This window comes from Oceanobacillus chungangensis, from assembly GCF_003369565.1.
Taxonomy (GTDB): Bacteria; Bacillota; Bacilli; order Bacillales; family Amphibacillaceae; genus Oceanobacillus; species Oceanobacillus chungangensis.
Map to the genome: position 1 here is coordinate 34,789 of NZ_PIOD01000020.1, position 25,261 is coordinate 60,049.

Genomic DNA, 25,261 nt, shown 5'->3' on the forward strand with positions numbered 1-25,261 from the left:
AATTGACCGGTTAGTCAATTATTATAAGTAATTGGGAAAGATAAGTCAATTTAAGGTAGGTGTAGAGGTGAAAGGTTTAGTAAATTTTGTCTTAAAAAATAAATTAGCAGTATGGTTGCTAACAATCATCATTACGGTATCTGGGATCTATTCCGGTACGCAAATGAAAACTGAAACAATCCCAGATATTTCCATTCCTTATTTAATGGTAATGGGTGTCTATCCTGGAGCAACTCCTGAGCAAGTGATGGATGATGTATCGATGCCGATAGAAAAGGCAGTAGAAGGTCTTGATGACGTGAAAGCCGTTTATTCAAACTCATATTCTAATATGTCTAGTATTCAAGTGGAATACGATTATGGCATTGATATGGATGAAGCAAAGCGTGCTTTAGAATCGGCGATTGATACAGTGACACTGCCAGAGGATGCACAAGAACCAACGATTACGTCAATTAGCATGAACATGATGCCTGTTGTGGCATTGAGTGTTAGTAGTGAATCGGAGGATATTGTTGACTTAACATCAACAGTAGAAGAAGTAATTGTTCCAAATATCGAGAAAATCGATGGTGTTGCTTCTGCAACAATAACTGGTCAACACATAGAAGAAGTAGAGCTTACTTATAATGAAGAGAGAATGGCGGAGCTTGGCCTTTCAGAAGATAATGTAAAAGAAATGATCCAAGCAAGTGATCTTGCAGTTTCATTAGGCCTTTATGAGTTTGAAGAAGGGGAACAAGCTGTTGCAATTGACGGTAAGTTCATGACAGCAGCAGAGCTAGAGGAAATGATGATTCCGGTAGAACCGACGGAAGCAAATCCTTCTCCATTCGTAACCCTAAGTGATATCGCAACAATTGAAGTGGTTGGTAAAGTAGAATCCGTTTCACGTACAAACGGTGATGATGCAATCGCGATTCAGATTGTCAAAGATCAACAAGCAAACACAGTCGACGTTGTAAATGATGTAAAAGACTTAGTTAAAGAAGAACAGGAAAAGTATGAAGGACTAGTCATTGATATATCGTTAGATCAAGGGGAACCAATCGAATCTTCGGTCGCAACGATGATTGAAAAAGCGTTGTTTGGTGGTTTAATTGCTGTATTAATCATTCTTTTATTCTTACGTGATTTCAAATCAACGATTATTTCTATTATCTCCATTCCAGTATCTATTTTTATGTCATTATTGATACTGAATTGGATGGATATTACATTAAACATGATGACGCTTGGAGCAATTACAGTTGCAATCGGTCGTGTAATTGATGACTCAATCGTTGTTGTAGAAAATATTTATCGAAGGCTACACCTAAGAACAGAGAAATTAACTGGGCGAGCTCTGATTCGTGAAGCAACAGTTGAAATGTTCAAGCCAATCCTTTCGTCTACATTAGTAACGATTGCGGTATTCGCGCCACTTGTTTTCGTTAGTGGAATGGTTGGTGAGCTATTTATGCCATTCGCTTTAACGATGTCATTTGCACTGATTGCTTCATTACTTGTAGCAATTACTATTGTTCCTGTACTGTCTCATACCTTGTTTAAGAAAAAATTATACAATGAGAAGACAGAGAGCAGCCATAAAGAAGCTGGAAAATTGGCGAACTGGTATAAAGGAATGCTTAACTGGTCGCTAAATCATAAGATTATTACTTCAGCGATTGCGATTATTTTATTAGTCGGTAGCTTAGCGCTAACACCGTTAATCGGTTTTAGTTTCCTAGGCAGTGAAGAAGAAAAAGTAATGTATCTAACATACACGCCTGAAGCTGGTGAACTCGAGGAAGATACATTAGCGAATATTGCAGTGGTTGAAGAAGAGTTATTAAAGCGTGATGATATTGATATCCTGCAACTATCAGTAACAGATAGTGCTGACCCAATGGTAGCAATGTCGGGTGGTGGATCGAATGGTGCATTAATGTATCTTATTTTTGATCCGGAAATGGATGACTTCCCAGAAGTGCGCACGGAAATTGAGGATTATGTGTTTAACATTGGCCAGTCTGGCGAATGGAAGAGCCAGAACTTCTCATCAATGGGAATGTCTGCCAATGAAATTAGCTACACATTTTACAGCGAAGATTTAGATAAACTTAATGAAGCTGTAATGATGGTAGAAGATGTGATGAATGAAAATGACGGTTTAGACGATGTTTCTTCAACAGCCGAGGATGCATATGTAGAATATACATTCAATGTTGAACAAGATGAATTATTACAGTATGGGTTAACAACTGGGCAAATTATTATGATGTTGAACCCGAATGCAGCTCCAGAAGTATTAACAACTGTCGAAAAGGATGGGAATACACTGGAAGTAATTGTCCAGCAAGAACAGGCTGCACAACCGAAATCGGTTGATGAGATGTTAGAAACAGAAGTACCAACTGCAATGGGTACGACAATGCCACTTTCTGAGCTTGTTACAGTAGAGGAAGGGATAACATTAAATACACTTGCACGTAGCGCAGGTGAATATTATGCAACTGTTTCTGGAACGGTTCTTGATGAGGATGTTTCAAAAGCATCTTCTCAAGTAGAGGAATCAATTGATGATTTAGATTTACCTAAAGGTGTAACAGTAGGGGTTGCTGGTGTAACTGCAGATATGAATGAAGCATTTACACAGCTAGGTATTGCGATGCTTGCAGCAATTGCAATTGTGTACTTCATCCTTGTTGTAACATTTCGTGAAGGTGTTGCTCCATTTGCAATTCTCTTCTCACTACCATTTGCGGTAATTGGTTCATTTGTTGGTCTATTGATCGCTGGTGAAACCATTTCTGTATCGGTTATGATGGGACTATTGATGTTAATAGGTATTGTTGTTACGAACGCTATTGTGCTTGTAGACCGAATCGTTCGAATGGAGCGAGGGGGCTTAGTTATGCGTGAAGCAATCCTGGAAGCGGGTAGCACACGTTTACGTCCAATCTTAATGACAGCAATCGCAACAATTGGTGCGTTAGTTCCATTAGCATTTGGTTCAGCTGGTGGCGGCGGTTTAGTATCGAAGGGTCTTGGAATCACCGTAATTGGTGGGCTAGTAAGTTCAACATTATTAACATTAATTGTTGTACCAATTGCCTATGAGATCCTGTCCAAACTATTCAAGAAAAACCGTAAAGACGAGGAAGAAAATTAATCCTTAAACAGAGCCCTCCAAGGTAAATAAGCTACCTTGGAGGGCTTTTTGCTTGAAAAGCAATTAACTTTCTTAACAAATAATTGTAATTATGTCTTAAGTTTTTGTTCCTATTACACTTTGATACTAGAAATAAATTCCATGGCTGAAGGAGATAGTGAAACACTATTTAAATAACACATACCAATACTTCGTGCTGGTATTTCAGTTAATAATGGAACTTCGAACAAGCTTCCATTATCTAAATGCTCCTTGGCGAATTCCCTCGTCACACAGGCAACTCCTAAATTGATTTTGGCAAACTCCAATAATAGATCGTGGGAACCGAGTTCAATCTCCGGATATATGGTAACGCCATTTGCACTAAGAAAGTCATCGACATACTTTCTTGAAATTGATTTTTGTTCGAGTAATATTAATGGTTCTTTTGCTAATACATCAATAGTGACGGGTTCAGCAAGGAGGTGTTGAAACTTATCGCCACAAACAAAAATATCGTGGATATCGAGACAAGGGATTTGGACTAGTCTTGGTTCATCAACGGGAAAGTTACAAAAGGCGATATCGACTTCTCCTGATTTCAAAATAGCACAGAGTTCAGATGTTGTTCCGTTAACAATTTTAAATTTAATGTTTGGAAAATGATTATGAAATGATTCGAGATATGGGAGTAAGAAATACTTGGAAATCGTATCACCTACGCCAATCTTCAGTTCGCCAGCGGTTAGATTTTTAAACTCTAAGATCTTTTCTTCACCAACATCGATTAAGTTTATCGCTGAATTAGCATATTCAAACAATAGCATTCCTTCATTTGTTAAGGTAACTCCTTTGGTTGTTCTAGTGAAGAGCCTGGTATCTAATTCCCTTTCTAATTGCATGATGGCCTGACTCACGGCTGGTTGCGTCATATATAAGTCCGCGGCAGCTGCAGAGAAACTTTTACTTTTTCCTACCTTTGTAAATACTTTATATAAGTCTAATTTACTTACCATATAATTGCTCCTTATATCGGATATTAAATATATTAATTTTACTTATAGCATGGATGTCATGTATATTACAAGTAGAGTTATGATAAACATATAAACTAATTGTTCTAGAGGAGTGAACGGAATGGAAAGAGTAGTTGGAACAGTTGTTAGAGGACTACGTGGTCCAATCATTAATCAAGGTGATAATATTGAGGAAATCGTTGTAGATAGTGTATTACAAGCATCCAAGCAAGAAGGATTCAGCATTCAAGATCAGGATATCGTTGCACTAACAGAATCAATCGTTGCCCGTGCACAAGGGAACTATGCAACAATTGATCATATCGCACAAGATGTGGGATTGAAATTTGGTGATGATACGATTGGTGTCATTTTCCCTATTTTAAGTCGAAATCGATTTTCAAACTGTCTTCGTGGAATTGCAAAAGGAGCGAAGAAAATTGTCTTAATGCTTAGCTACCCATCAGATGAAGTTGGTAACCACTTAGTGAGCATTGATATGCTAGATGAAAAGGGAGTAAATCCTTGGGCAGATGTGTTGACTGAGAACCAATTCCGTGATTACTTTGGTTATTTAAAACATACGTTTACTGGTGTTGACTATATTGAATATTATAAATCACTCATTGAAGAATATGGTATTGAATGTGAAGTCATTTTCTCAAATAATGCAAAGACGATTTTAGATTATACAAAAAGCGTGCTAACATGCGATATCCATACAAGATTTAGAACGAAGAAAATCTTGAATGAGAATGGTGGAGAAAAGGTTTATAGTTTGGATGATATACTAGCTACGTCTATTGATGGCAGTGGATATAACGAAGAATATGGTCTATTAGGATCTAATAAATCAACAGAAGAAAAGGTTAAGCTTTTCCCACGGAATTGCCAGCCGATCGTTGACAACATTCAAACAATACTTAAAGAAAAAACAGGTAAAAATGTGGAGGTCATGGTTTATGGTGACGGCGCATTTAAAGATCCGATTGGTAAAATATGGGAACTTGCTGATCCAGTAGTTTCCCCAGCATATACTGCGGGACTTGACGGCAGACCGAATGAAGTGAAACTAAAATATCTTGCAGATAATAACTTTGCAGATCTTAAAGGTGAGGAGCTTCAAAATGCAATCTCCGAGTACATTAAGAACAAAGAGGTTGACCTTGTTGGGGCAATGGAAGCGCAAGGAACAACGCCTAGAAAACTTACCGATTTGATTGGTTCGTTAGCAGATTTAACTTCCGGAAGTGGCGATAAAGGAACACCATTCGTCTTCATTCAAGGTTATTTCGATAACTATACAAAATAATAGAGAGGCAATGCTAATCAATCGATTGGCATTGCCTTATTAATTAGGACTAAATAGTGATTAGAGTTCATGGGCAAGTCGCTGCGAAAATACACTTCGCTTTCCGCGGGGGCTGATGAGCCATCTTGTGCTGTCGCACTTCGAATTCTCACCTAGGCCCTCCCTCCCGCACGACTAGGAAAGCTTCGGCATCGTTACATCGCAATCAGACAAATCGTTCTTTATTTTCGAGGAGTCTTCGTGTATTTTTTCCGCTGAAATTGTGCAATTTCTATCATCATTCAATCTATGATATAAGACGAAAAGGCAATTCTTCACCCCTGGCCGTTGATTGGAGCAGAGGACAGGAGACTCCTGCGGGAAAAGCAACGGCTGAAGATCCATCGGAAGTGATTTTCTTCCGAAGGAGCTGAAGCGTTGCCCGCGGAAAGCGACTGTCCGTAGCGGAAATCAACATTGCACAACTGCTAGTTCAATCAAACGTTTGACCAAAAAACTGGAGATATTTTAAAAAAAGCTTTAAAATCAAACGTAGACTTTTGTTATCAATAGTGATTGAAAAGGATATTGCATTATTATACTTAACATAAATGAGGGATTAACGTGATAATAAAGACAGAAGAAGAACTACAAGCACTGAAAGAAATAGGTAAAATCTGCGGAGTGATTCGTGATGAATTAGTACAGAAAACGAAACCAGGAATAACAACGAAGGAACTTGATGAGCTTGCAGGCGAGCTTTTTAAGAAAGCAGGTGCAATATCAGCACCAAAAGGAGAATATGACTTTCCGGGATATACTTGTATAAGTGTTAATAAAGAAGTGGCACATGGTATACCAGGAAAGCGCGTTATAAAAGAAGGGGATCTAGTTAATATTGATGTTTCAGGTTCTAAAAATGGCTATTTTGCGGATACTGGTGTCTCTTTTGTAGTAGGAGAAGGGGATGAGAAGTCAATAAAGGTATGTGAAGTAGCAAAACTAGCATTTGAAGCAGGCCTGGAGAAAATTAAACCTGGTGCTAAAAAGAGTGGAATTGGAAAAGCAGTGGAACTAACAGCGAAGAAGCATGGACTAACTGTAATAAAAAACTTAACAGGACATGGAATTGGAACAAGTATCCATGAGGCTCCAGACCATATTTATAATTATAATGACAGATGGGATGATGAAATTTTAAAAGAAGGCATGGTTATCGCCTTTGAACCATTTGTTTCTACACGTGAAGAGGAAGTATTCCAGGAGGATGATGGTTGGACATTTGCTACAAAAAATAGTCATGTTGCACAATACGAACATACGATTATTATTTCGAAGAATGGGCCAATTATTACAACACTTTAATAAAGAAACATCTATGCTGATTTATTCCATGGAGGGATTCTCGTGATTTATATTGGTTTAACGGGATGGGGAGATCATTATTCCCTATACCCGCCTCAAATAAAACCAAAGGATAAGTTATCTGAATATGGCAGTCATTTTCCAGTTGTTGAGTTGGATGCATCTTTCTACGCGGTTCAATCAGTTGAAAAAGCTTTAAAATGGGCACATGAGACTCCAGAGTCATTCCAGTTTATTGTGAAGGCGTATCAAGGGATGACAGGGCATAAGCGTGAGGATCTGCCATTTTTAAACAAACAGGAGATGTTTCAAGCATTTAAGGATTCGTTAAAGCCACTTCGGGAAGCGAATAAGCTGGCAATGGTTCTTTTTCAGTTTCCTCCATGGTTTGAATGCCGGACTGAAAATGTGAATTATTTGAGATATTGTAGGAAGGTAATGGGTGATATACCTGTTGCACTTGAATTCAGGCATCAGTCTTGGTTCAAAAAGCAATACTATTCAAGCACTCTATCTTTTATGAAACAAGAAGGCTGGATTCATTCTGTTGCAGATGAACCACAGGCTGGAGTTGGATCTGTTCCGATTGTACCTGTGGCAACGAATGAAAAAATCACGCTTATACGAATGCATGGCCGTAATTTCCATGGCTGGACGAGACCGAAAAATGCAAATACGAACTGGCGTGAAGTACGATATCTGTACAAATATAATGAAGCTGAGCTTGTGGAATGGAAAGCGAGAATTCAAGACTTAGAGAAGCAGTCAAAAGATATCTTTATAGTGTTCAATAATAATTCTGGTGGAGATGCTGCAGGCAATGCCAAGCAGCTCCAAAAGCTGCTTGATATTGAATATGATAACCTCTCACCACAACAACTGCGCTTGTTTTAGGCAGACAGGCAAGGAATGTACAAGCTTGTCAGTATCTATTTTGGTTCAGACTTTATATTAACTGTTGCTTAGTATAAAAGCGTAGGTAAAGTAAACGCCAGCTGAGTCCTTTAAAAATTAATGAATTAACCAAATAGGTTCTTCATAATTTTTCTCGCATACTTCCGAAATGAGGGATTGGTATGTAGCCTCTTCGACTGAACGAATGCTTCATATTGTGTACGTTTTTCGTTAATATCAATGTCTGCTGTACCTGTTGCACTTGTCATTAGGTCATTAAATGTAAGTTTATCTTTTGTACTAGCAGTTTCTTCATCAATATAACCAGCATTTTTAAGGATTTTGTAACCCATTCTAAGTTCTGGAGATATTCCTGCCAAGTCATCTTTTAGGTTTAAGGGTTTTCCATTTCCAGGCAGGTTATCAAATTCTCCATTATCGACTGCTTTTTTTATTTTCTCTTCCACAAAGATATACATCGAACCGCTCCTTTACGACCATGGCTTTCTTATATTATAACAAAGAAATTACTTCGTATAACGATTGGCATAGCTGCTTGCGACAAAAGAATCAGGCTTAATCTTTGGTTCAATTCCTAACGTTTCCATGCGCATGACCATTTCATTGACAAATACTTTAGTTTTATTTCGATTGCCTGAGCCTATATCTATATGCCCTTCAATCGTGAATGACGATCCCTTGTAAATGTGGGGTAAAACAATGTCGATTAATTGATTTTTTCGATTTTCGGTAAACATGGAGACAATTTCTTCTGTTAGTGTTGTTTCATAGGAGATTCTTTCATGGAGGTTTAGCATTTTTCTTGGGACAACTACTTTGCGAATACAAGCCCATGCGCCTTTTGTTTCACGCTGGATTACAATCCCAGTTATAAACCTAGTGTAAGCCGAATGAATTTGTGAGTCTGTTCCAAAGATCAAGCGAAAGTTGCCAATAGGGTCCTTTTCCATAAATTGAACGATATTCTGATAAACTTCCTCAAAACACATTTCTTTTTGACTTAAGTTCTGAAACGTATAATCAAATAATTTAAAGTTTGTCATAGAGCAAAATCGTCCTCCTTTTGTTCGAAAAAGTTAACGTTCCTCTTGAATAGACTTTCCATTCTTCTAAAGCTACATACAGGAAAATGTGCAATTTCCTATTGGATAGAAAGAGAAATTATAAACATTATCGTTATTATACCAAGGCAGACCATGCCCAGATTCAGCGTGCTGCGAATAGTGAGTCATCAGTCTCCTCCGTATGATAAGTCAATGGCTATCAGTTTCCAATGGGTATTATTTATCACCTTCAGTTGGGCCATCCATATCCCGGATATAATCCTTACTGCTTTATACTTATATTAAACATTATTACGATAAAATTTGTGTAAAATTACTAAAGATTTGTAATGTTTTCTTAATGTTATGTTCGAATTCCACTTTTGTGAATGCGGAAATACTAGTTATATAGAGTACGGAGGAATTTATCATCAAAGAAAATGCTTCTACCGTTTACCGCGATCAGATTCAGATTATTAACAAGGAAAAGGCTCAGTAATATTCACTGAGTCTTTTTTATGTCCCTTATCCATAAGTGCAAAAAACTAGGAAAGGAATAAGTTACTTATCGAAAACACCTTTAATATTATCCCATCCATAAACAAGTTCAATGAGCTTTTTGTCTGCAATTTCAACCTCTACTTTATCGATTATTTTACCACCCAATGCCTCATAGAATAATTTCGATTTATTGTCTTCTAAAACCAATACAAGCAGTGTATTTATTCCTAATTCCTCAATCTTATCGAATACTGGTTTAGCTAATAATTTTCCTATCCCTTTTCCTTGGAACTTTTCTAGAATATAAATCGAACTCAATTCGCCTTTATACTCCTTATACTTCCCACTCCTTTCTTCTCCACCTGATGAAAAACCAATAATTTGACCTTGTTCATTTTCTGCTACAAACACATTGTCTTTAGGAATATTATTGGTCCACAATTGTTCACGTTTTTCATAAGACAAGCTATTCAAATAATCTTCCGGAATATTATTTTTGTATGTCGTTTTCCAACTATCTACGTGAACTCTAGCAATTCCTTTTGCATCATCCACTTTTGCTTTTCTTATAATCATATAAAACTCTCATTTTCATATTAGCTCGGTCTGACTTTATCCTTCATTCACAAACACCAATCTGAGAAATTTTATTTATGATATTTCGTAATCTCCTCCATAATTTGAATCACCTTATAAAGCTGGTCATTGACAGGAGTAGGGACATTGAACTTCCTTCCAAGCGCACATACTTTTCCTGCGAAATATTCAACCTCGGTTTTTCTTCCGGCTTCCATGTCTTGTAACATCGATGTCTTTCCATTCGGTGAGAGGTTATGTAAAATAGGTCTGTACAGTGTCATGTCTTCTTCCGTTAATTGGACACCGACCTTTTGTGAGATGGCAACGACCTCATACATCGCAGATTCTGCCCATTCGTATGCGAGAGGGGTATTTTGGAATATGCCATAAGGTGCTCGCAATACCGCGGATGTTTGATTAATTCCGACATTAAACATAAATTTCGCCCAGATTGTATGCCAAATATTATCCGCGATTTCATACGCTATATGGGCATCATCAAATAAATCCTTTAAAGCTAGTACATCACTTGATAGGCATTGATTTTTGTCGCCATAGCAAATTTTCCCTAGGCTGGAGTAACGAGTGCTTGTATTATTTCTCACGGCATCAATACCGACACACATACTATAAAGGATATGTTCATTTTTAGTAGCTTCGTAGATATCTTCCTCGCTTGAAATTCCATTTAATAGGGAGAGTATTATCGTATTCGGTCCAATATGGCTCTTCACTTCCTCGATCGCTTGATTTAGCTCGGCATTTTTCACTGCAAAGATAACAAGATCTGCCGGTGCAGTAGATGTTTTTGGCAATTGGTAATTAAAATAGAAAACGTCATCATTTACTTTAAGTCCAGTAGACTGATAACGCTCAATCCTTTCCTTGTTTGCTACTACAGTAAGTGAATCGCCTAATAGATTCTGCAGTTTACTTCCATAGGCTGCCCCAATAGCCCCTAGCCCAATTAAACTTACTGAATTTATCCTTCTCACTAATTATCCCTCACTTTAATATTGTTTATCGTTTATAATAATAGCATATGGAAATACAATTATCTGAATTTAATTACATTTAACGAATAAGCGGGGCCTACAGGATGTACATCAGTTCGGTGTCGCTCCAAAGGTTTTCGGGTGGGGCGAGCAACCGCAGTCCTAGGACGTCGCGTTTTTAACCAAACTTTTCTCAAAGGCTGTCACCTAAAAGCTTGGTAAAGCCTTAGTTTTCTAAAAAGAACAGGAGTATTTAAGTGAAAGAATATCAATACGATAAAATGCTGAACATCAAGACAACGGGGAACCAGTGGGGGTTTCCTAGTATGACCCATTATAATCCATATGAGCCAACCCTTTATTATGCATTAGAAGTATTATTTGGTCATTATGAATTGAAAAGGGAGGACCATATTATTGACTTTGGGAGTGGTAAAGGAAGATTAAGCTTCTATATCGATTACTATTTTCATGCAAAGGTAACCGGGATAGAAATGAATGAGAAGTTTTATGAAATGGCGATGAAAAATCGAGCGCAGTATTTACATCGTACAAAACGACGAGGAGACGGGATACAATTTTACTGTGGCTTAGCGGAAGACTACAAGATTGATTTATCAGCTAATCGGTTTTATTTTTTTAATCCATTTTCTGTACAAATTTTCCATAGAGTTATCCAGAATATATTGCAATCTATCGAGGAGTCGCCTCGTAATATCGAGATTATTTTATATTATCCACACGATGATTATCTTTTTTTCTTAGATAATCACCCTTCATTTGTCAGAAGGGAAGAAATCATCATACCTAAAATGTATGATAAAAATCCTTACGAGCGATTTATCATCTATCGATCCGATGATTAAACTTACGCAGCCTAGTTTTATTAACGTGAGCAACAGTGATGGGTAAGGCTAGATGCACTGAAAATAATGATAAAAATACATAAGATACAATACCATTAATAATGGAGTACATGTGTTTACAGAGGAGGAACTTGTGAAAATGAAAACAATAACATTTGCAGATATACATATAATAGGTGACGTCATCACTGAAAAGGAGCTTTATAAACAAATTCACTATCCTGAATTATTAAATCGGTATGATAGTAATTTTATCCAATTTAAGCGTATGCCATCTCTTGAAGAATTTATCGGAGCTGCAAATTATTTAAGAGCTTTTCATTTAGAAAGAGGTCAGAAGCATGTGAAATTTTACTTGCCTGCAAACGAAAAGCCATCAAAGGAATTATTGGATTATTTAAAGGAAAAGAGTTACGAGGCAGGCTTTCTTGAATTATATGCAATCGATCCAGAAGCGTTCCCGTCTGTTGATGTGAATCCAGATATAGACATCCAAACGGTTAAGGCGGATAACTTTTCCACTTATCTTGAGTTGCAATATCAAGCTGACTTACAATTCGGTAAGGAGTATGCAAAACAGAAGATAAATCTATATAAGCGTCATTTTAATGATCCGACTATGATGCAAATTATTGCTTATTACCAAGGTGAACCTGCTGGCTCAGTTGATGTGATTATTGCTGATGAAACAGCAGAAATTGATGGATTATCGGTAAAGGAAGTTTTTCAGAAGAAAGGAATTGGAACTCGATTGCAACAATTTGTGATGAATAAATTTGCTAACAAAACTATTATTCTTGTAGCAGACGGCGAAGATACACCGAGAGAAATGTATCGACGGCAGAACTATCATTACGTTGGTTTTCAATATGAAATCCAAAAAATCGATCATGTATAAATCGTGCTGTGACTTAATTTAAATAAACATGGTAAACTAATCTATGCTATAATCCAAAATGGATAGTTAGATAAATGAGGTTGTACAACAGGTCAATCTCGCATATTTTTATTATAGGTAATGAATGAAAAACTAAGAAAGTAAGGAGTTAACACAATGGAGTTTATTGATTTACTTAAAGCTATCATTCTAGGATTAGTAGAGGGATTGACAGAGTTCGCTCCTGTGTCATCAACTGGTCATATGATTTTAGTGGATGACATGTGGTTGAAATCGACAGAGTTTCTAGGGCAATATACAGCGAACACGTTTAAAATAGTAATTCAGCTTGGTTCGATATTAGCTGTAGTAATTGTATTCAAGAATCGTTTTATAGATTTATTAGGATTAAATCGTTTAAGTAAAAAGAAAGTAGTCGTTCATAAATCAAATCATCTGAACATCATGCACGTCATTGTTGGTATAATTCCAGCAGGTGTTTTCGGATTATTGCTTGATGACTATATTGATGAAAACTTATTTACTACAAAAACGGTATTAATCGGTTTATTCATCGGAGCAATCTTTATGATTGTTGCGGATTTATTTAGCTCCAAGAAACCAAAAGTTGAATCGGTTGACCAAATTACGTATAGACAAGCACTAACCGTTGGACTAATTCAATGTCTATCATTATGGCCTGGATTCTCAAGATCTGGTGCAACGATTTCAGGTGGTATCTTGACTGGGATGAATCACCGAACCGCTGCCGACTTTACATTCATTATGGCTGTTCCTATTATGGCAGGAGCAAGTGGGGTATCGTTAATTAAAAACTGGCAATACTTTACGATAGAGGCACTTCCATTCTTTATCGTTGGATTTATTAGTGCATTTATATTTGCATTAGTATCAATCAAATTCTTCTTGAAATTAATTGATAAAGTAAAATTAATACCGTTCGCTGTTTACCGAATTGTATTAGTATTTGTCATTTATTTCTTGTATTTCTAAACTAGCTAAATATTAAGGAGTGGTGAAAAATGGATAATTTAAAGCATAAGGTTCATCCGTTTTTAATGTTTGAAGGGAAAGCAGAAGAAGCTATGAATCTTTATACATCAGTATTTGATGATGCGAAGATTATTACGATTAGACGTTATGCTGCAAATGAGGCTGGCGAAGAAGGAACAGTAATGCAAGCTATATTCTCTATTAAAGGCCAGGAGATTATGTGCAGTGATAGTAATGTTAAGCATAATTTCACTTTCACGCCATCCATTTCATTATTTGTAACCTGTGATACGGAAGAGGAGCTTGACCACGCTTTTGAAGCTCTCTCCCAAGAAGGACAGGTTTATATGCCACTTAATAATTATGGATTCAGTAAGAAATTTGGCTGGGTTGGTGATGTATTCGGTGTTACGTGGCAATTAAATTTAGCGTAGAGAATCTGTGAGAAAAGGCTGGACATATATGTTCAGCCTTTTTGCTTGGTGCTTAGGAAACTATACAATTTGGATGCTGTGAATAACTAAATTGCCGAGAATAGTCACCTACAGCTCCCGTGCTCCTAGCAAGACCTCCCCCACCTCATGACAATCTAAAGAGGACTTGCCAATTGGTTATACATGAGGCTTAGTCACACTTATACCCGTGTGGTGAAAGACAGCATCGATTTGCTTTCCCTCCCAAAGAGTTTCCTATATCTCCTTCGAAGGTATGTTCGACACGTTGAACCACCCAAAATTGCGGGTGCAGTCCGTACACAGCACAAACGGGCGCTTGCGCTTTTATTCGTTATGAAGAAACAATCTCCATTGATAGAGGGGAAACAGTGCTTTCTGCTGTATCTAAAAATCGTTTCAGTGAATCCATTTTCTTTTCTGCTTCAGTATAGCCTTGCATATATAAGATTTCAAGCTTCCTATGATCCTTTTCAATTCTGCTAGCCTTTAGAGGCTGTTCCGGCTGAATAAAAAATACTTCTTCTCGTTTTTCCATTTCCCTTAGAACTTGCATCGTTTGGTTGTACGTGAGATGACGATCGCGTAATAGTTTAATAAGTTCGGGTTTATTTCTAAAAAATCTCTTGAAGAACCAATTCAGTTTTGTTCCGTTTTTTATGTAACCTTTATTTCTTGTAAGAATAACGACATTCTTCTTTAAACCACTTTCAAGTAATGGTTCGATTGGAATTGGGTCGGAGACACCACCATCCATTAATTCAATCTCACCATGGAAGATGCTTGAAGCGAGCACAGGTAATGAACAAGAAGCACGTGTTATTTTTATTAACTCATCCAAAGAACTATACTGATTATAATAAATGGGCTTTCCCGTGTTAATATCTGTCGTGCCAATAATGAATCTTGAAGCAGAAGCTTGAAATAAATCAAAATCAATTGGGACGAGTTCTCGAGGGATTTTATCAAAGATATAATCCATTCCGAATAATTCTTTCTCTCGAATCATTTTCAGAAAGGAGACGGATTTTGGATTTCCTCCAACATTTTTCAATATTTGATAGTTACGTTCACGTTGCTTTGAGATAAAAGAGCTTCCGATTAGTGCTCCTGCAGATGCAGTTGCTACGACAGGAAATTCAACTCCCTTATCTAGAAAAAGGTCGAGTACTCCTGCAGTATAGGCGCATCTCATACCTCCGCCTTCTAATAGAAGTCCAACGTTATCGTTCAATTTATGCCCACTTCCCTTACAGCATATAGCTATATTTATAGAGGTTCTTTAAAAGGTCTGATAAAAATGAATTATTGGATTTCTGTTGTAGCCTGTTTCTTCTACCGGTTAATACATTCAGCGATTTTCTGCTAAACCTGTCGACGTCTAGGACGGTTAGTGCCGATGTTCTCAATCTTGGCCGACGCAGTCTTTTTCTAATCCTTTTTGAATATTTATTATTTGGCAAGTAATAAAAAGCTTTATGATAAATGAATGGAGTATTTCATTAGTAATCTATGTGACAATATCCAGTAATATTCTAGCTATGCTTATTGCTTCATAACCTCCGCTAGCATACGAATACCTGCCATTCGATTGTCGATACTAGGGAAATTTGGGATAATCGTTACCTCATCCGCATTGAATATGTTTGCTAGGAGAATGATTTCTTCTTTTACCTGTTTGGGGTTACCAATGATTGCCCTTTTGCGAATTTGATTTATCTTTTGTTTTTCAAAAGTGGTAAAAGAATGCTTGTTAGCAGTTTCAACAGAAGGAAAGTAGGTTGGAAGTGGTGACGATATGTTTTGATTATTTCGATTCCTCTTCCAGCTGGATTGATAAAATGTGCGAAAGTAAAGGCAGTTCCGTTCTCAGCGGCTATTTTTTTACTTTCACCACCAGCACCAAGCATCCAAACCTCTGGGGTTGTTTCGCTAATCGGTGTTGCAGTTAATGTAGGAAAACGGTGATTCTCTGGGCTTTCATTTGATAAGTATCTTACTACATCTTTTACTTGCTGTTTGTAAGTTAATCTTTCGCCTTTCTCTTCATTTAGCACACGATTAATAATCCTGCCACCGCTGCTATCACCAATTCCGAGGTCAATCCGGTTTGGGTGAAATGTCTCGAGTGTAAGAAAATTTTCAGCCACCTTATAAGGACTATAGTGAGGGAGCATTACACCACCAGAGCCGATACGAATCCGTTTGGTCGCCGCTGCTAAATAAATCATAATCATTTCTGGAGAACTACTGGCAATTGAAAATGCTTGATGTTGCTCTGGTACCCAAAATCGGTGATACCCTAGATCGTCAGCTAGCTTGGCAAGTTCAGTAGTTTGCAATAATGCATCTCTTGCATTCTCCCCTTCATCAACTAATACGTAATCAAGTATATTGACTGGAACCATGTTTCACCTTCTTTCAATTACAATGGTCTTACTTATATTTTCCTATATCGGAGTTAATAAGGCAATTATAGGAGGGGAGGGAATGTGTCTGCTTATTCAGATTGATGAAAATGGTGTATTTGAAATTTGGCGAGAGTTCCAGATAACACTAATCTCCCACCGATATCCATACTCCAATCACACCTAGAATCTCACAGCAAACGAAAAAGGAATTACTACCAAAATTGTAGAAATCCCTCTTCATTTTATATGTGATTAAAAACCAAAAATTCTTCACTCGACACGTATTCCACCTATATTCACAAAGGAATCGGGATTTTTACTCGTTAAGGATTTCCTCGATTTCTGTAAAACGACCAATTCGAGAGGGGTAATGAACGTAAATTCACCAATCACGGTCCGCTCTTCTTTGCTCTTATGAAAATCATTTGTTATCGCGACTTTCCAGTTCCCTGGTGATGGTAATTGTAGTTGCTGCTTCTCTTTCGTTGGATTGACATAGATAGAGAAATCTTCCTCATCACCAAGTAATGTGAAACCGAAAACAGAGTTTGGTGTATCAAGAATATGAAGTCTCCTGCTTATCTCTTCTCTAGATGTCATTCGAAAAACAATGTATTTCTTCCTTAAGGCAATTAGCGATTTAACAAATTCAACGGATTCATTTTCAAACGCTCTCTTTTGCCAATCCAATTGGTTAATCAAGTCACCAGAAATATAACTATTCTCTTCACCAAATTTACTTCTGAACCACTCCTGACCTGCATGAATGAATGGTACACCTTGACTTAATAATGTAATCCCTGTTGCGAGCTGCTGCATTTTCTTACGATCCATCTCACTTGAGTCTTTATTGGTCAATTCTAGCCGGTCCCATAAGGTGTGATTGTCATGACACTCCACATAATTCACCGTTTGTGTCACTTCGGATACGAAAGAAGACCCGAATAGGTTAAAAGCAGACCCGGAAACAAGTCCAGGCAATCGCTCAATAAATCGTCCATTCCCATTAACGTATCCTGTATCACCTGCATGGAATAAATTCCCTTTTAAAGAATCGCGAAAGAAATCATTGAAAAAACGTATGCTTTTTAACTGAGCGGAATTTCTGCTTGTTGCTTTTCTTTCCGATGCCAGCGCTGTTGAAAGCTCCCAACCTTCACCTAAGAGCATGATAGGCACAGGCTCTTCCTTGCAGCGCTCCTCGATTTGGCGCATCGTTTCGATATCGATTGCTCCCATGAGATCGAAGCGAAATCCATCAACATGATATTCTTTCAGCCAGAAGTCAACTGTATCCAAAATGAACGCACGTGCCATTCCACGCTCAGATGCGATATCATTGCCGACACCAGTTCCATTACTTAAAATTCCATTTTCGTGATAACGGAAATAATAACCTGGAACGAGCTTTTCGAATGGAGACTCTTCCATAATAAAGACATGATTAAATACAACATCAAGAATGACAGAGATACCCTCGCGGTGAAAGGCACTAATCATTTCCTTACACTCATTAATTCTTGCAAAGGGATTTTCCGGAACGACAGAATAACTGCCCTCGGGAACTTGGAAATAAAGTGGGTCATATCCCCAATTATAATCTGGGCCAGGATTAAGCTCATCGACACGTGCATAATCATTTATTGGCAATAATTGAACGTGGGTACAGCCTAATTCTTTAATATAGGATAGAGCTGTAGAGTAGCCATTCTTTGTCGTTGTCCCTATTTCAGCCATACCTAAATACTTGCCTTTATTTATTACGTTACTATCGGGATGAATCGTTGCATCACGAACATGTAGCTCATAAATAATCGCATCCTGAAGGCTAGTTCGCTTTGGTCTGAATTGATTGTTCTCATCTACTTGCTTCAGTCTAGAAAGGTCAACAACGATTCCTTTTTCACTATTCGGTAACATTGCTTTTGCGTATGGATCGCTAACAAGAATTGTTTTTCCATTAACATTGACCTCATACTCATAGGTTGCCCCATGCCAGTTACCAGAAATGGTTGATCTCCATACACCTCGATTATGGCGTTTGAGTACATAAAATTGCGCATCTAATTTCACCTTTACACTGATGGCAGTAGGAGCCCAAACAGCAAAGGTTGTCGCTGATTCCTTGCAATGTGCTCCAAGGATTGCATCGACAGCTGAATAGTTATTATCAAACCATTTCGTACGTACGATTGCACCAGCATAGATAGGGATATCCAGTTCCCCCCACTGGAGGATGAGCGACTCGCCGATCGGAAGGTCCTCGTAAAAATGGATTATGATCGTTGTATCGTCTATTTGATTTCCAATATAGGTTTGAAAGTACTTTTCCTTATTCCCCCAATAAATAATTGGTTCTACATGGGGATATGACACTAAAGAACGATCGTTGAAGATGACTGTCAGTTTCCGGGCATCATCAATCCAAGCTGTTGTGGTATTCACGGAAGCAACTCCTTTTTCAAACTTACATTTTATTATATGTATCCTATTCCAGAAAAGGAATAAATTTTATGGATCCTTTAACGAGGATAACCAGCTTAGGTGGTTTGTAAACAAAATTTAATAGGTAATGAGTAATTTCGATAAAAAACGACAACAACCCTTGATGTAATAAGGTTTATGTCGAACGAAATTTCCGACATTGGGTTGAAGTGGCAAATAATTCAAACTATAATTAATACTAAATATAATACTGGAATTCTGCATAGTTTATTATTGCAGCTAGGTTCAAACGAGGGGGAGCATATTGTACTACAACATTTCAGAGCAAGACATCTATCTATTTCATCAAGGTACAAATTATCGAAGTCACAAAATTCTAGGTTGCCACCAAATTGAATGGGAAGGTATTCAAGGTCACCGGTTTGCAGTTTGGGCACCGAATGCGGATAGTGTTCGTGTTGTAGGAGATTTTAATCATTGGGATGAATCTAGTCACATCCTGGAGAGAGTTACGAATGAGGGGCTATGGGTCGGTTTTTTTAAAGATATTCCGGTAGGTTCTGCGTATAAATATAAATTAACTTCTTCTAATGAACAGCTGCCCTTAAAGTCAGATCCTTATGCTATTCAGTCGGAACTGCGACCAGCGACAGCATCACTTACAACTGCTAATTCAACCTATGATTGGCAGGATAAGGAATGGCAGGAAAGCAGAAAAGTGTACAACCCACATCAATCGCCAATCACTATTTATGAAGTACATTTGGGGTCGTGGAAAACGAAAGAATCAGGAGAATATTTCACGTACCAGGAGCTTGCAAATGAGTTAATTCCATACGTGAAATCACTAGGATTTACCCATATCGAGCTGCTGCCACTCTCTGAGCATCCATTCGATCTGTCATGGGGCTATCAGACAACCGGTTATTTTTCCGTTACGTCAAGGTATGGAACTCCTGATGAATTTAAATATTTTGTTGATATGTGCCACAGGCATGATATCGGAGTCATTATGGACTGGGTTCCGGGGCATTTTTGTAAAGACGATTTTGCATTAAGGAGATTTGATGGGAGGCCCTTGTACGAATATGCCGATCCAAAAAAAGCAGAGAAAAAAGCTTGGGGAACATTAACCTTTGACTTTGGTCGTCCTGAAGTACAAAGCTTCTTAATATCCAACGCGCTTTTCTGGCTTGAAGAATACCATATTGATGGCATCAGGGTTGATGCTGTCGCAAGTATGCTGCATCTTAACTTTGACAGACCAGATGGTGAGGAGAAAATCTATAACTCGTTTGGTGGGGAAGAGAATCTTGAAGCATACGCATTTATTCGCAAACTAAATGAAGTGGTTTTTTCTTACAAGCCAAGTACGTTAATGATGGCTGAAGATAGTTCTGATCTTCCTCTTGTAACTGCCCCGACCTATTCAGGTGGTCTCGGTTTTAATTTTAAGTGGAATATGGGTTGGATGAACGACATGCTGAAATACATGAAGAAAGAACCTGTACACCGTAAGTGGCATCACAATCTGCTTACATTCTCTTTTATGTATACTCACTCAGAAAATTTCTTATTACCATTATCGCATGATGAGGTCGTCCATGGTAAAAAATCCTTATTGGATAAAATGCCTGGTGATCAGTGGCAGCAGTTTGCCAATCTAAGGTTGCTATACGGGTATATGATGGCACACCCAGGTAAGAAGCTTTTATTTATGGGGAGTGAGCTTGGCCAATATGCAGAATGGAAGGATAAAGAACAATTAGACTGGCATCTATTAAACTATCCATTACATCTCGGAATTCATACGTATGTAAAAGCCTTAAACCGTTTCTATCAAGAGCATCCACAATTATTCGACTTTGACCATGATCCTAAGGGGTTCGAATGGGTTGATCCACATAATATCGATCAAAGTATTGTTGCATTTAGGAGAAAGGGTAAGCGGTTAGATGATGATCTTGTCATAGTATGTAATTTTACACCTGTGACTTATTATGACTATAAAGTTGGGGTTCCAGTTCCAGGGAAATATCGGGAGATCTTTAACTCGGATCGAACTGAATTTGGTGGTTCAGGAGTTACTAGTGAAGTAGAACATTTTAGCTTCCCGGACAACTGGCATGGTTTACCACAGCACATCAAGATTAAAGTTCCACCTTTAGCAATTTCCGTTTTTCATCAAGATAATTTAAATTTGGAGGAGGATACAGATTGGAAGAAATTATAGGGATGTTGTTAGCTGGAGGAGAAGGAAAACGATTAGGTGCATTAACGAATAATATTGCAAAGCCTGCTGTACCATTTGGTGGGAAATATCGGATTATCGACTTTACATTGAGTAATTGTACGAATTCCAACATTCAAACGCTAGGAGTATTAACGCAATATTCACCTCTCGAGCTGAATCGACATATTGGTAACGGAAAACCATGGGATTTGGATCGTGGGACGGGTGGTGTGTCCGTACTATCTCCATATACCGCTAAGAACGGTGGAGACTGGTACTCTGGAACTGCCGATGCGATCTATCAGAATATCCATTTCATTAATCAACATAATCCAGAGTATGTCCTTGTTATTTCTGGCGATCATATCTATCAAATGGATTATCAGCGACTGCTTGAACAGCATAAAGCAACCGAGGCAGATGCGACGATATCTGTAATCGAAGTTCCTTGGGAGGAAGCATCACGTTTTGGTATTTTGAATACGACGGAAAATTTGCGAATCTATGAATTTGATGAAAAGCCAATTAATCCAAAGAGTAATCTAGCTTCAATGGGCATCTATATCTTTACATGGGAAACTTTGAAGGCATATTTGATTAAGGATGCACAGAAGAAATCATCCAGTCATGATTTCGGAAAGGATATTATTCCTGCAATGTTAGATAATGACCTTCGTCTCTACGCTTATCAATTCAATGGCTATTGGAAAGATGTAGGAACGATTCAAAGCTACTGGGAAGCTAATATGGACTTGCTGGATGAAGATTGGGGACAAGCGTTAAACAATAAGAACTGGAAAATGTATACGAATGACACTAACTATCCTCCGCAATTTATCGGTGAAGATGCAGTGGTTAGTCACTCGCTCATTAATTCCGGTTGCTTTGTCTATGGAATGATTGAAAGCTCCGTACTATTCAAAAATGTAGTAGTGGAGCGCGGTTGTTCAATCAATCAATCTATCCTGCATCCTGGAGTAAAAGTTGGAAAGAACGCTACATTAGAACGTGTAATTGTCATGGAAAATACAGAAATACCAGAGGGAACAAGTATCCGAATTGGTGAAAATGAAGAGCCGCTCGTAATCAATCAAGATATTTTAACAGGTATGTTAACGCTATCTGGGGAGGAAATTTAATGGATACAATGATGGGTTTAATAAATTTGGAGCATGAACACCATGTATTTAATGAATTAACGTATTTCCGCAATGGTTCCTCCATCCCATTTGGGGGGAGATATCGCATGATTGACTTTGCACTTTCAAATATGGTGAATTCTGGTATACATGAGGTTGCGATATTTGCCCGTTCAAAGTTTCGCTCCTTGCTTGACCATCTCGGAACAGGTGAAAACTGGAGTTTAGATCGGAGAAATGGTGGATTATACATCCTTCCCCCTGACTGGAATGACCCGACGGATATGTCTAGAGGAGACTTGCAATTCTTTCATAATAATCGCGATTATTTTCGCCGGGGTAAATCCTCTTATGTATTAATTAGCGGAAGTCAGTTTATTTCCAATACCAATTATCATGATGCTTTCAAGTTTCATCTTGATCGGAAAGCAGATGTAACCTTAATTTCAACAAAAATTGAAGAGCTGCAACCAGAGCATAATTCTTATTTCCGGATTGAAGCAGACGATATTGGCTGGGTTAAAAACATAACAAATGATCGTAAGAACCCATCGCTCTTTACAGGTGTCTATATTATTAATAAAGAATTATTGATGGAAATTGTGGATGATTGTATTGCATATAACAATAATCACTTTTTTGTACATGGCATTAAAGAAAGGCTTGCAGGTTTGAAAGTTCAAACGTATCGACATCGTGGGTACAGTGCATTCATCAACACGATTGAAAGCTATTATCGCCAAAATATGAAGCTATTAGAAGAGAAAAACTATCAGGAACTATTTTATCAGCCGACCTTTGTTAGGACAAAAATATCAACAAATCCACCAGTGAAATATCGTAAAGACTCGGTTGTGAAAAATTCAATTCTAGCAAATGGATGTATTATTGCTGGGGAGGTAGAAGATAGTGTTTTATTTAGGGGAGTTTCTGTGAAAAAGGGAACAACGATTAAGAATTCTATCATTATGCAGCGCTGTACAATTGATGAAGGGGTATATTTAGAAAATGTAATTTTGGATAAGGATGTTCATGTAACGGAGGGACAGCGGATTATCGGTTCGAAAGATAAGCCATACGTTGTGGCGAAAAGACAAACGGTTTAATCAGAATAGGAATGCCAAAAATTTCCCTATGCCAGGAGAGGGCGCGTCCAGCGCCCGTGCTCCTAGCGAGACCCTCACCTCATGATAATCTAAAGAAGACTTGCCGATTGGTGAAATCAGTGACTTAGTTGCACTTAACCCTTGTGGTGAAATTCCACATCGATTCGGTGCTTAAGGAATGCCCAATAAGATTGGGCATTCGCCTATAACGACATCCTTCTAAAGAGAAAGGGCATGTTTCCTTTATCTCCTACAAAGGAATGTTCGACTAAGGTCTCCACATCACGTGGCAAAGTCGAATCATCCCACGTCCTTGAAAAAGAAAAACACTTTTTCTGCGTGCGATGTTTTTCAAGGAAGCCTTCCTTATCCTGTGGGGCGCAGTCCGTTGTCGCTAAATGGGCGCTTGCGCCTTTTTAAAATCCGAAGAAAGAGGAGATATTAAATGGAAAACGTGTTATTTGTTGCATCAGAATGTGCACCTTTTATTAAAACAGGGGGCCTTGCAGATGTCGTTGGTTCTCTACCGCAGGCATTGAAGCAGAATGAACAAATAGAAACTCGTGTTATTTTGCCACTTTATGATGAAATAGCAGAAGTATGGAAAAGCAAAATGGAATATCTCACCTCCTTCGATGTAAAGCTTGGTTGGCGAAATCAAGAAGTAAGTATGTATACATTAAACCATGATCAAATTATCTACTATTTTATCGCTAATGATTATTATTTCACTCGAAAAGGTATCTATGGATACTATGATGATGGGGAAAGGTTTGTATTCTTTAGTCAAGCGGTTATTGAAGCGTTGGCACACTTTGATTTTAAACCGGATATTCTTCATGCACACGATTGGCAGGCGGGTATGGCTGTAGCGCTTGCGAATATTATTAAGCCAATTGATGGAATGAAAACTATTTTCACGATCCATAATATTAAATATCAAGGTATGATGCCACTTGATACTTTTTCCGACTTTTTTAATCTAGATCGAGAGCATATCGGTGGTATGGAATGGAACGGAATGTTGAACTGCTTAAAAAGCGCATTGTTCCATGCTGATAAAATTACGACTGTAAGCCCGACTTATGCAGAAGAGATTAAGCATTCTTATTATGGGGAAGGCCTAGATCCGATGCTAATTGAGAGGAGTCAGGACTTAGTAGGAATTCTTAATGGAATTGACACAAGAGAATATAATCCATTAACAGATAGACATCTTAGTGTAAATTATCGCTCTGCACGTGCAAAGAAGATAGAGAATCGCATTGCGCTTCAAGAGAAGCTCAGCCTTCCTATTGAAGGGAATATGCCGCTATATATAATCGTAACAAGACTTGTAGAACAAAAGGGTCTACATCTTGTGCAAACTATTTTAGAGGAATTTATTCAGGAAGATGTTCAATTCATTATTCTTGGTACCGGCGAGCCGGAATTTGAACATTATTTCTCGGATCTTGCAAATCGCTATCCGAAAAAAGTAGCATCACTTATTACTTTTGATGAGGGGCTTGCAAGACAATTATATGCAAGTGCAGATTTCTTTGTGATGCCTTCGAAATTTGAGCCATGTGGCTTAGCGCAGCTTATTGCATTACAGTATAAAACCGTTCCGATTGTTCGAGAAACTGGTGGTCTAAAAGATACGGTTATCCCGTATAACGAATTGACTGGTGAAGGTAATGGCTTTAGCTTTGCTAACTATAATGCACATGAGCTTTTACGTGTTTTACGTTACTCTTTAGCTATTTACCATTATCAAACAGAGTGGCAGCAATTGCTCCGAAATGTTAATAAGAGCCAGTTTAGCTGGAAGGATTCTGCCCGTGAATATAGTAATCTGTACGAACAATTAGTCCCAACACCAATCTATCGATAGGGAG

Annotated in this window: 21 protein-coding genes; 12 read left to right on the top strand and 9 right to left on the bottom strand. The window is 38.0% G+C overall.

Translation table 11 applies throughout. The features are described from left to right. The first annotated feature begins 67 nt into the window (after positions 1-67). On the top strand, positions 68-3,154 hold the full coding sequence (locus CWR45_RS15080) for an efflux RND transporter permease subunit (protein WP_115750691.1): 3,087 nt from the start codon (positions 68-70) through the stop codon (positions 3,152-3,154). A 113-nt stretch (positions 3,155-3,267) separates the two neighbouring features. On the opposite strand, the gene CWR45_RS15085 is transcribed toward CWR45_RS15080, so the two are convergent. Then, positions 3,268-4,149, bottom strand: coding sequence for a LysR family transcriptional regulator (locus tag CWR45_RS15085; RefSeq protein WP_115750692.1), 882 nt, complete (start codon positions 4,147-4,149; stop codon positions 3,268-3,270). 121 nt (positions 4,150-4,270) lie between these two features. Here CWR45_RS15085 and CWR45_RS15090 point away from each other — a divergent pair, with 121 nt between their 5' ends. Beyond that, complete coding sequence (locus tag CWR45_RS15090) at positions 4,271-5,461, top strand: coenzyme F420-0:L-glutamate ligase (protein WP_115750693.1); 1,191 nt, start codon at positions 4,271-4,273, stop codon at positions 5,459-5,461. A gap of 17 nt (positions 5,462-5,478) precedes the next feature. Here CWR45_RS15090 and CWR45_RS20350 read toward each other — a convergent pair whose 3' ends face one another. Then, a complete protein-coding gene (locus CWR45_RS20350) occupies positions 5,479-5,613 on the bottom strand; it encodes a hypothetical protein (RefSeq protein WP_281271863.1) in 135 nt (44 codons plus the stop codon). Positions 5,614-6,064: 451 nt separating this feature from the next. On the opposite strand from CWR45_RS20350, the gene map reads away from it, so the two are divergent. Next, entirely contained in the window at positions 6,065-6,805 is a 741-nt protein-coding gene (gene map, locus CWR45_RS15095; RefSeq protein ID WP_115750694.1) for a type I methionyl aminopeptidase, read from the top strand. Positions 6,806-6,847: 42 nt separating this feature from the next. Further along, entirely contained in the window at positions 6,848-7,699 is an 852-nt protein-coding gene (locus CWR45_RS15100) for a DUF72 domain-containing protein (protein WP_115750695.1), read from the top strand. A gap of 125 nt (positions 7,700-7,824) precedes the next feature. On the opposite strand, the gene CWR45_RS15105 is transcribed toward CWR45_RS15100, so the two are convergent. The 4 genes from CWR45_RS15105 to CWR45_RS15120 all read right to left on the bottom strand — a co-directional run bounded on the left by CWR45_RS15105 (position 7,825) and on the right by CWR45_RS15120 (position 10,838). Next, positions 7,825-8,178, bottom strand: a complete 354-nt coding sequence (locus tag CWR45_RS15105) for a DnaJ family domain-containing protein (protein ID WP_115750696.1) — start codon at positions 8,176-8,178, stop codon at positions 7,825-7,827. Between the two features lie 48 nt (positions 8,179-8,226). Then, positions 8,227-8,763, bottom strand: a complete 537-nt coding sequence (locus tag CWR45_RS15110) for a ribonuclease H-like YkuK family protein (RefSeq protein ID WP_115750697.1) — start codon at positions 8,761-8,763, stop codon at positions 8,227-8,229. A gap of 561 nt (positions 8,764-9,324) precedes the next feature. Further along, positions 9,325-9,840, bottom strand: coding sequence for a GNAT family N-acetyltransferase (locus CWR45_RS15115; RefSeq protein WP_115750698.1), 516 nt, complete (start codon positions 9,838-9,840; stop codon positions 9,325-9,327). Between the two features lie 71 nt (positions 9,841-9,911). Further along, positions 9,912-10,838, bottom strand: coding sequence for a ketopantoate reductase family protein (locus tag CWR45_RS15120; protein ID WP_115750699.1), 927 nt, complete (start codon positions 10,836-10,838; stop codon positions 9,912-9,914). Positions 10,839-11,095: 257 nt separating this feature from the next. On the opposite strand from CWR45_RS15120, the gene CWR45_RS15125 reads away from it, so the two are divergent. The 4 genes from CWR45_RS15125 (at position 11,096) to CWR45_RS15140 (ending at position 14,029) form a co-directional block, all read left to right on the top strand. Further along, positions 11,096-11,704, top strand: a complete 609-nt coding sequence (locus CWR45_RS15125; protein WP_115750700.1) for a methyltransferase — start codon at positions 11,096-11,098, stop codon at positions 11,702-11,704. 139 nt (positions 11,705-11,843) lie between these two features. Continuing rightward, on the top strand, positions 11,844-12,602 hold the full coding sequence (locus CWR45_RS15130; protein WP_115750701.1) for a GNAT family N-acetyltransferase: 759 nt from the start codon (positions 11,844-11,846) through the stop codon (positions 12,600-12,602). A gap of 156 nt (positions 12,603-12,758) precedes the next feature. Then, complete coding sequence (locus tag CWR45_RS15135; RefSeq protein ID WP_115750702.1) at positions 12,759-13,595, top strand: undecaprenyl-diphosphate phosphatase; 837 nt, start codon at positions 12,759-12,761, stop codon at positions 13,593-13,595. Between the two features lie 29 nt (positions 13,596-13,624). Continuing rightward, on the top strand, positions 13,625-14,029 hold the full coding sequence (locus CWR45_RS15140; RefSeq protein WP_115750703.1) for a VOC family protein: 405 nt from the start codon (positions 13,625-13,627) through the stop codon (positions 14,027-14,029). A 352-nt stretch (positions 14,030-14,381) separates the two neighbouring features. Here CWR45_RS15140 and CWR45_RS15145 read toward each other — a convergent pair whose 3' ends face one another. From CWR45_RS15145 to pulA, 3 genes are all read right to left on the bottom strand, one after another. Continuing rightward, positions 14,382-15,281, bottom strand: coding sequence for a patatin-like phospholipase family protein (locus CWR45_RS15145; protein WP_115750704.1), 900 nt, complete (start codon positions 15,279-15,281; stop codon positions 14,382-14,384). Between the two features lie 481 nt (positions 15,282-15,762). Beyond that, entirely contained in the window at positions 15,763-16,455 is a 693-nt protein-coding gene (locus CWR45_RS15150) for an MsnO8 family LLM class oxidoreductase (protein ID WP_342770187.1), read from the bottom strand. A 273-nt stretch (positions 16,456-16,728) separates the two neighbouring features. Beyond that, the gene (pulA, locus tag CWR45_RS15155) at positions 16,729-18,903 is read right to left on the bottom strand and encodes a type I pullulanase (protein ID WP_115750705.1); all 2,175 of its coding nucleotides are present in this window, start codon (positions 18,901-18,903) and stop codon (positions 16,729-16,731) included. Positions 18,904-19,207: 304 nt separating this feature from the next. On the opposite strand from pulA, the gene glgB reads away from it, so the two are divergent. The 4 genes from glgB (at position 19,208) to glgA (ending at position 25,257) form a co-directional block, all read left to right on the top strand. Next, positions 19,208-21,136: a 1,4-alpha-glucan branching protein GlgB gene (gene glgB, locus CWR45_RS15160; protein WP_115750706.1), complete on the top strand. Its 1,929-nt coding sequence runs from the start codon at positions 19,208-19,210 to the stop codon at positions 21,134-21,136. Beyond that, on the top strand, positions 21,121-22,275 hold the full coding sequence (locus CWR45_RS15165; protein WP_281271864.1) for a glucose-1-phosphate adenylyltransferase: 1,155 nt from the start codon (positions 21,121-21,123) through the stop codon (positions 22,273-22,275). Before glgB ends, CWR45_RS15165 begins: the two co-directional genes overlap by 16 nt. After that, the gene (gene glgD, locus CWR45_RS15170) at positions 22,275-23,381 is read left to right on the top strand and encodes a glucose-1-phosphate adenylyltransferase subunit GlgD (protein ID WP_115750707.1); all 1,107 of its coding nucleotides are present in this window, start codon (positions 22,275-22,277) and stop codon (positions 23,379-23,381) included. Before CWR45_RS15165 ends, glgD begins: the two co-directional genes overlap by 1 nt. Before the next feature lie 445 nt (positions 23,382-23,826). Continuing rightward, entirely contained in the window at positions 23,827-25,257 is a 1,431-nt protein-coding gene (gene glgA / locus CWR45_RS15175; RefSeq protein WP_115750708.1) for a glycogen synthase GlgA, read from the top strand. Positions 25,258-25,261: the final 4 nt, after the last annotated feature.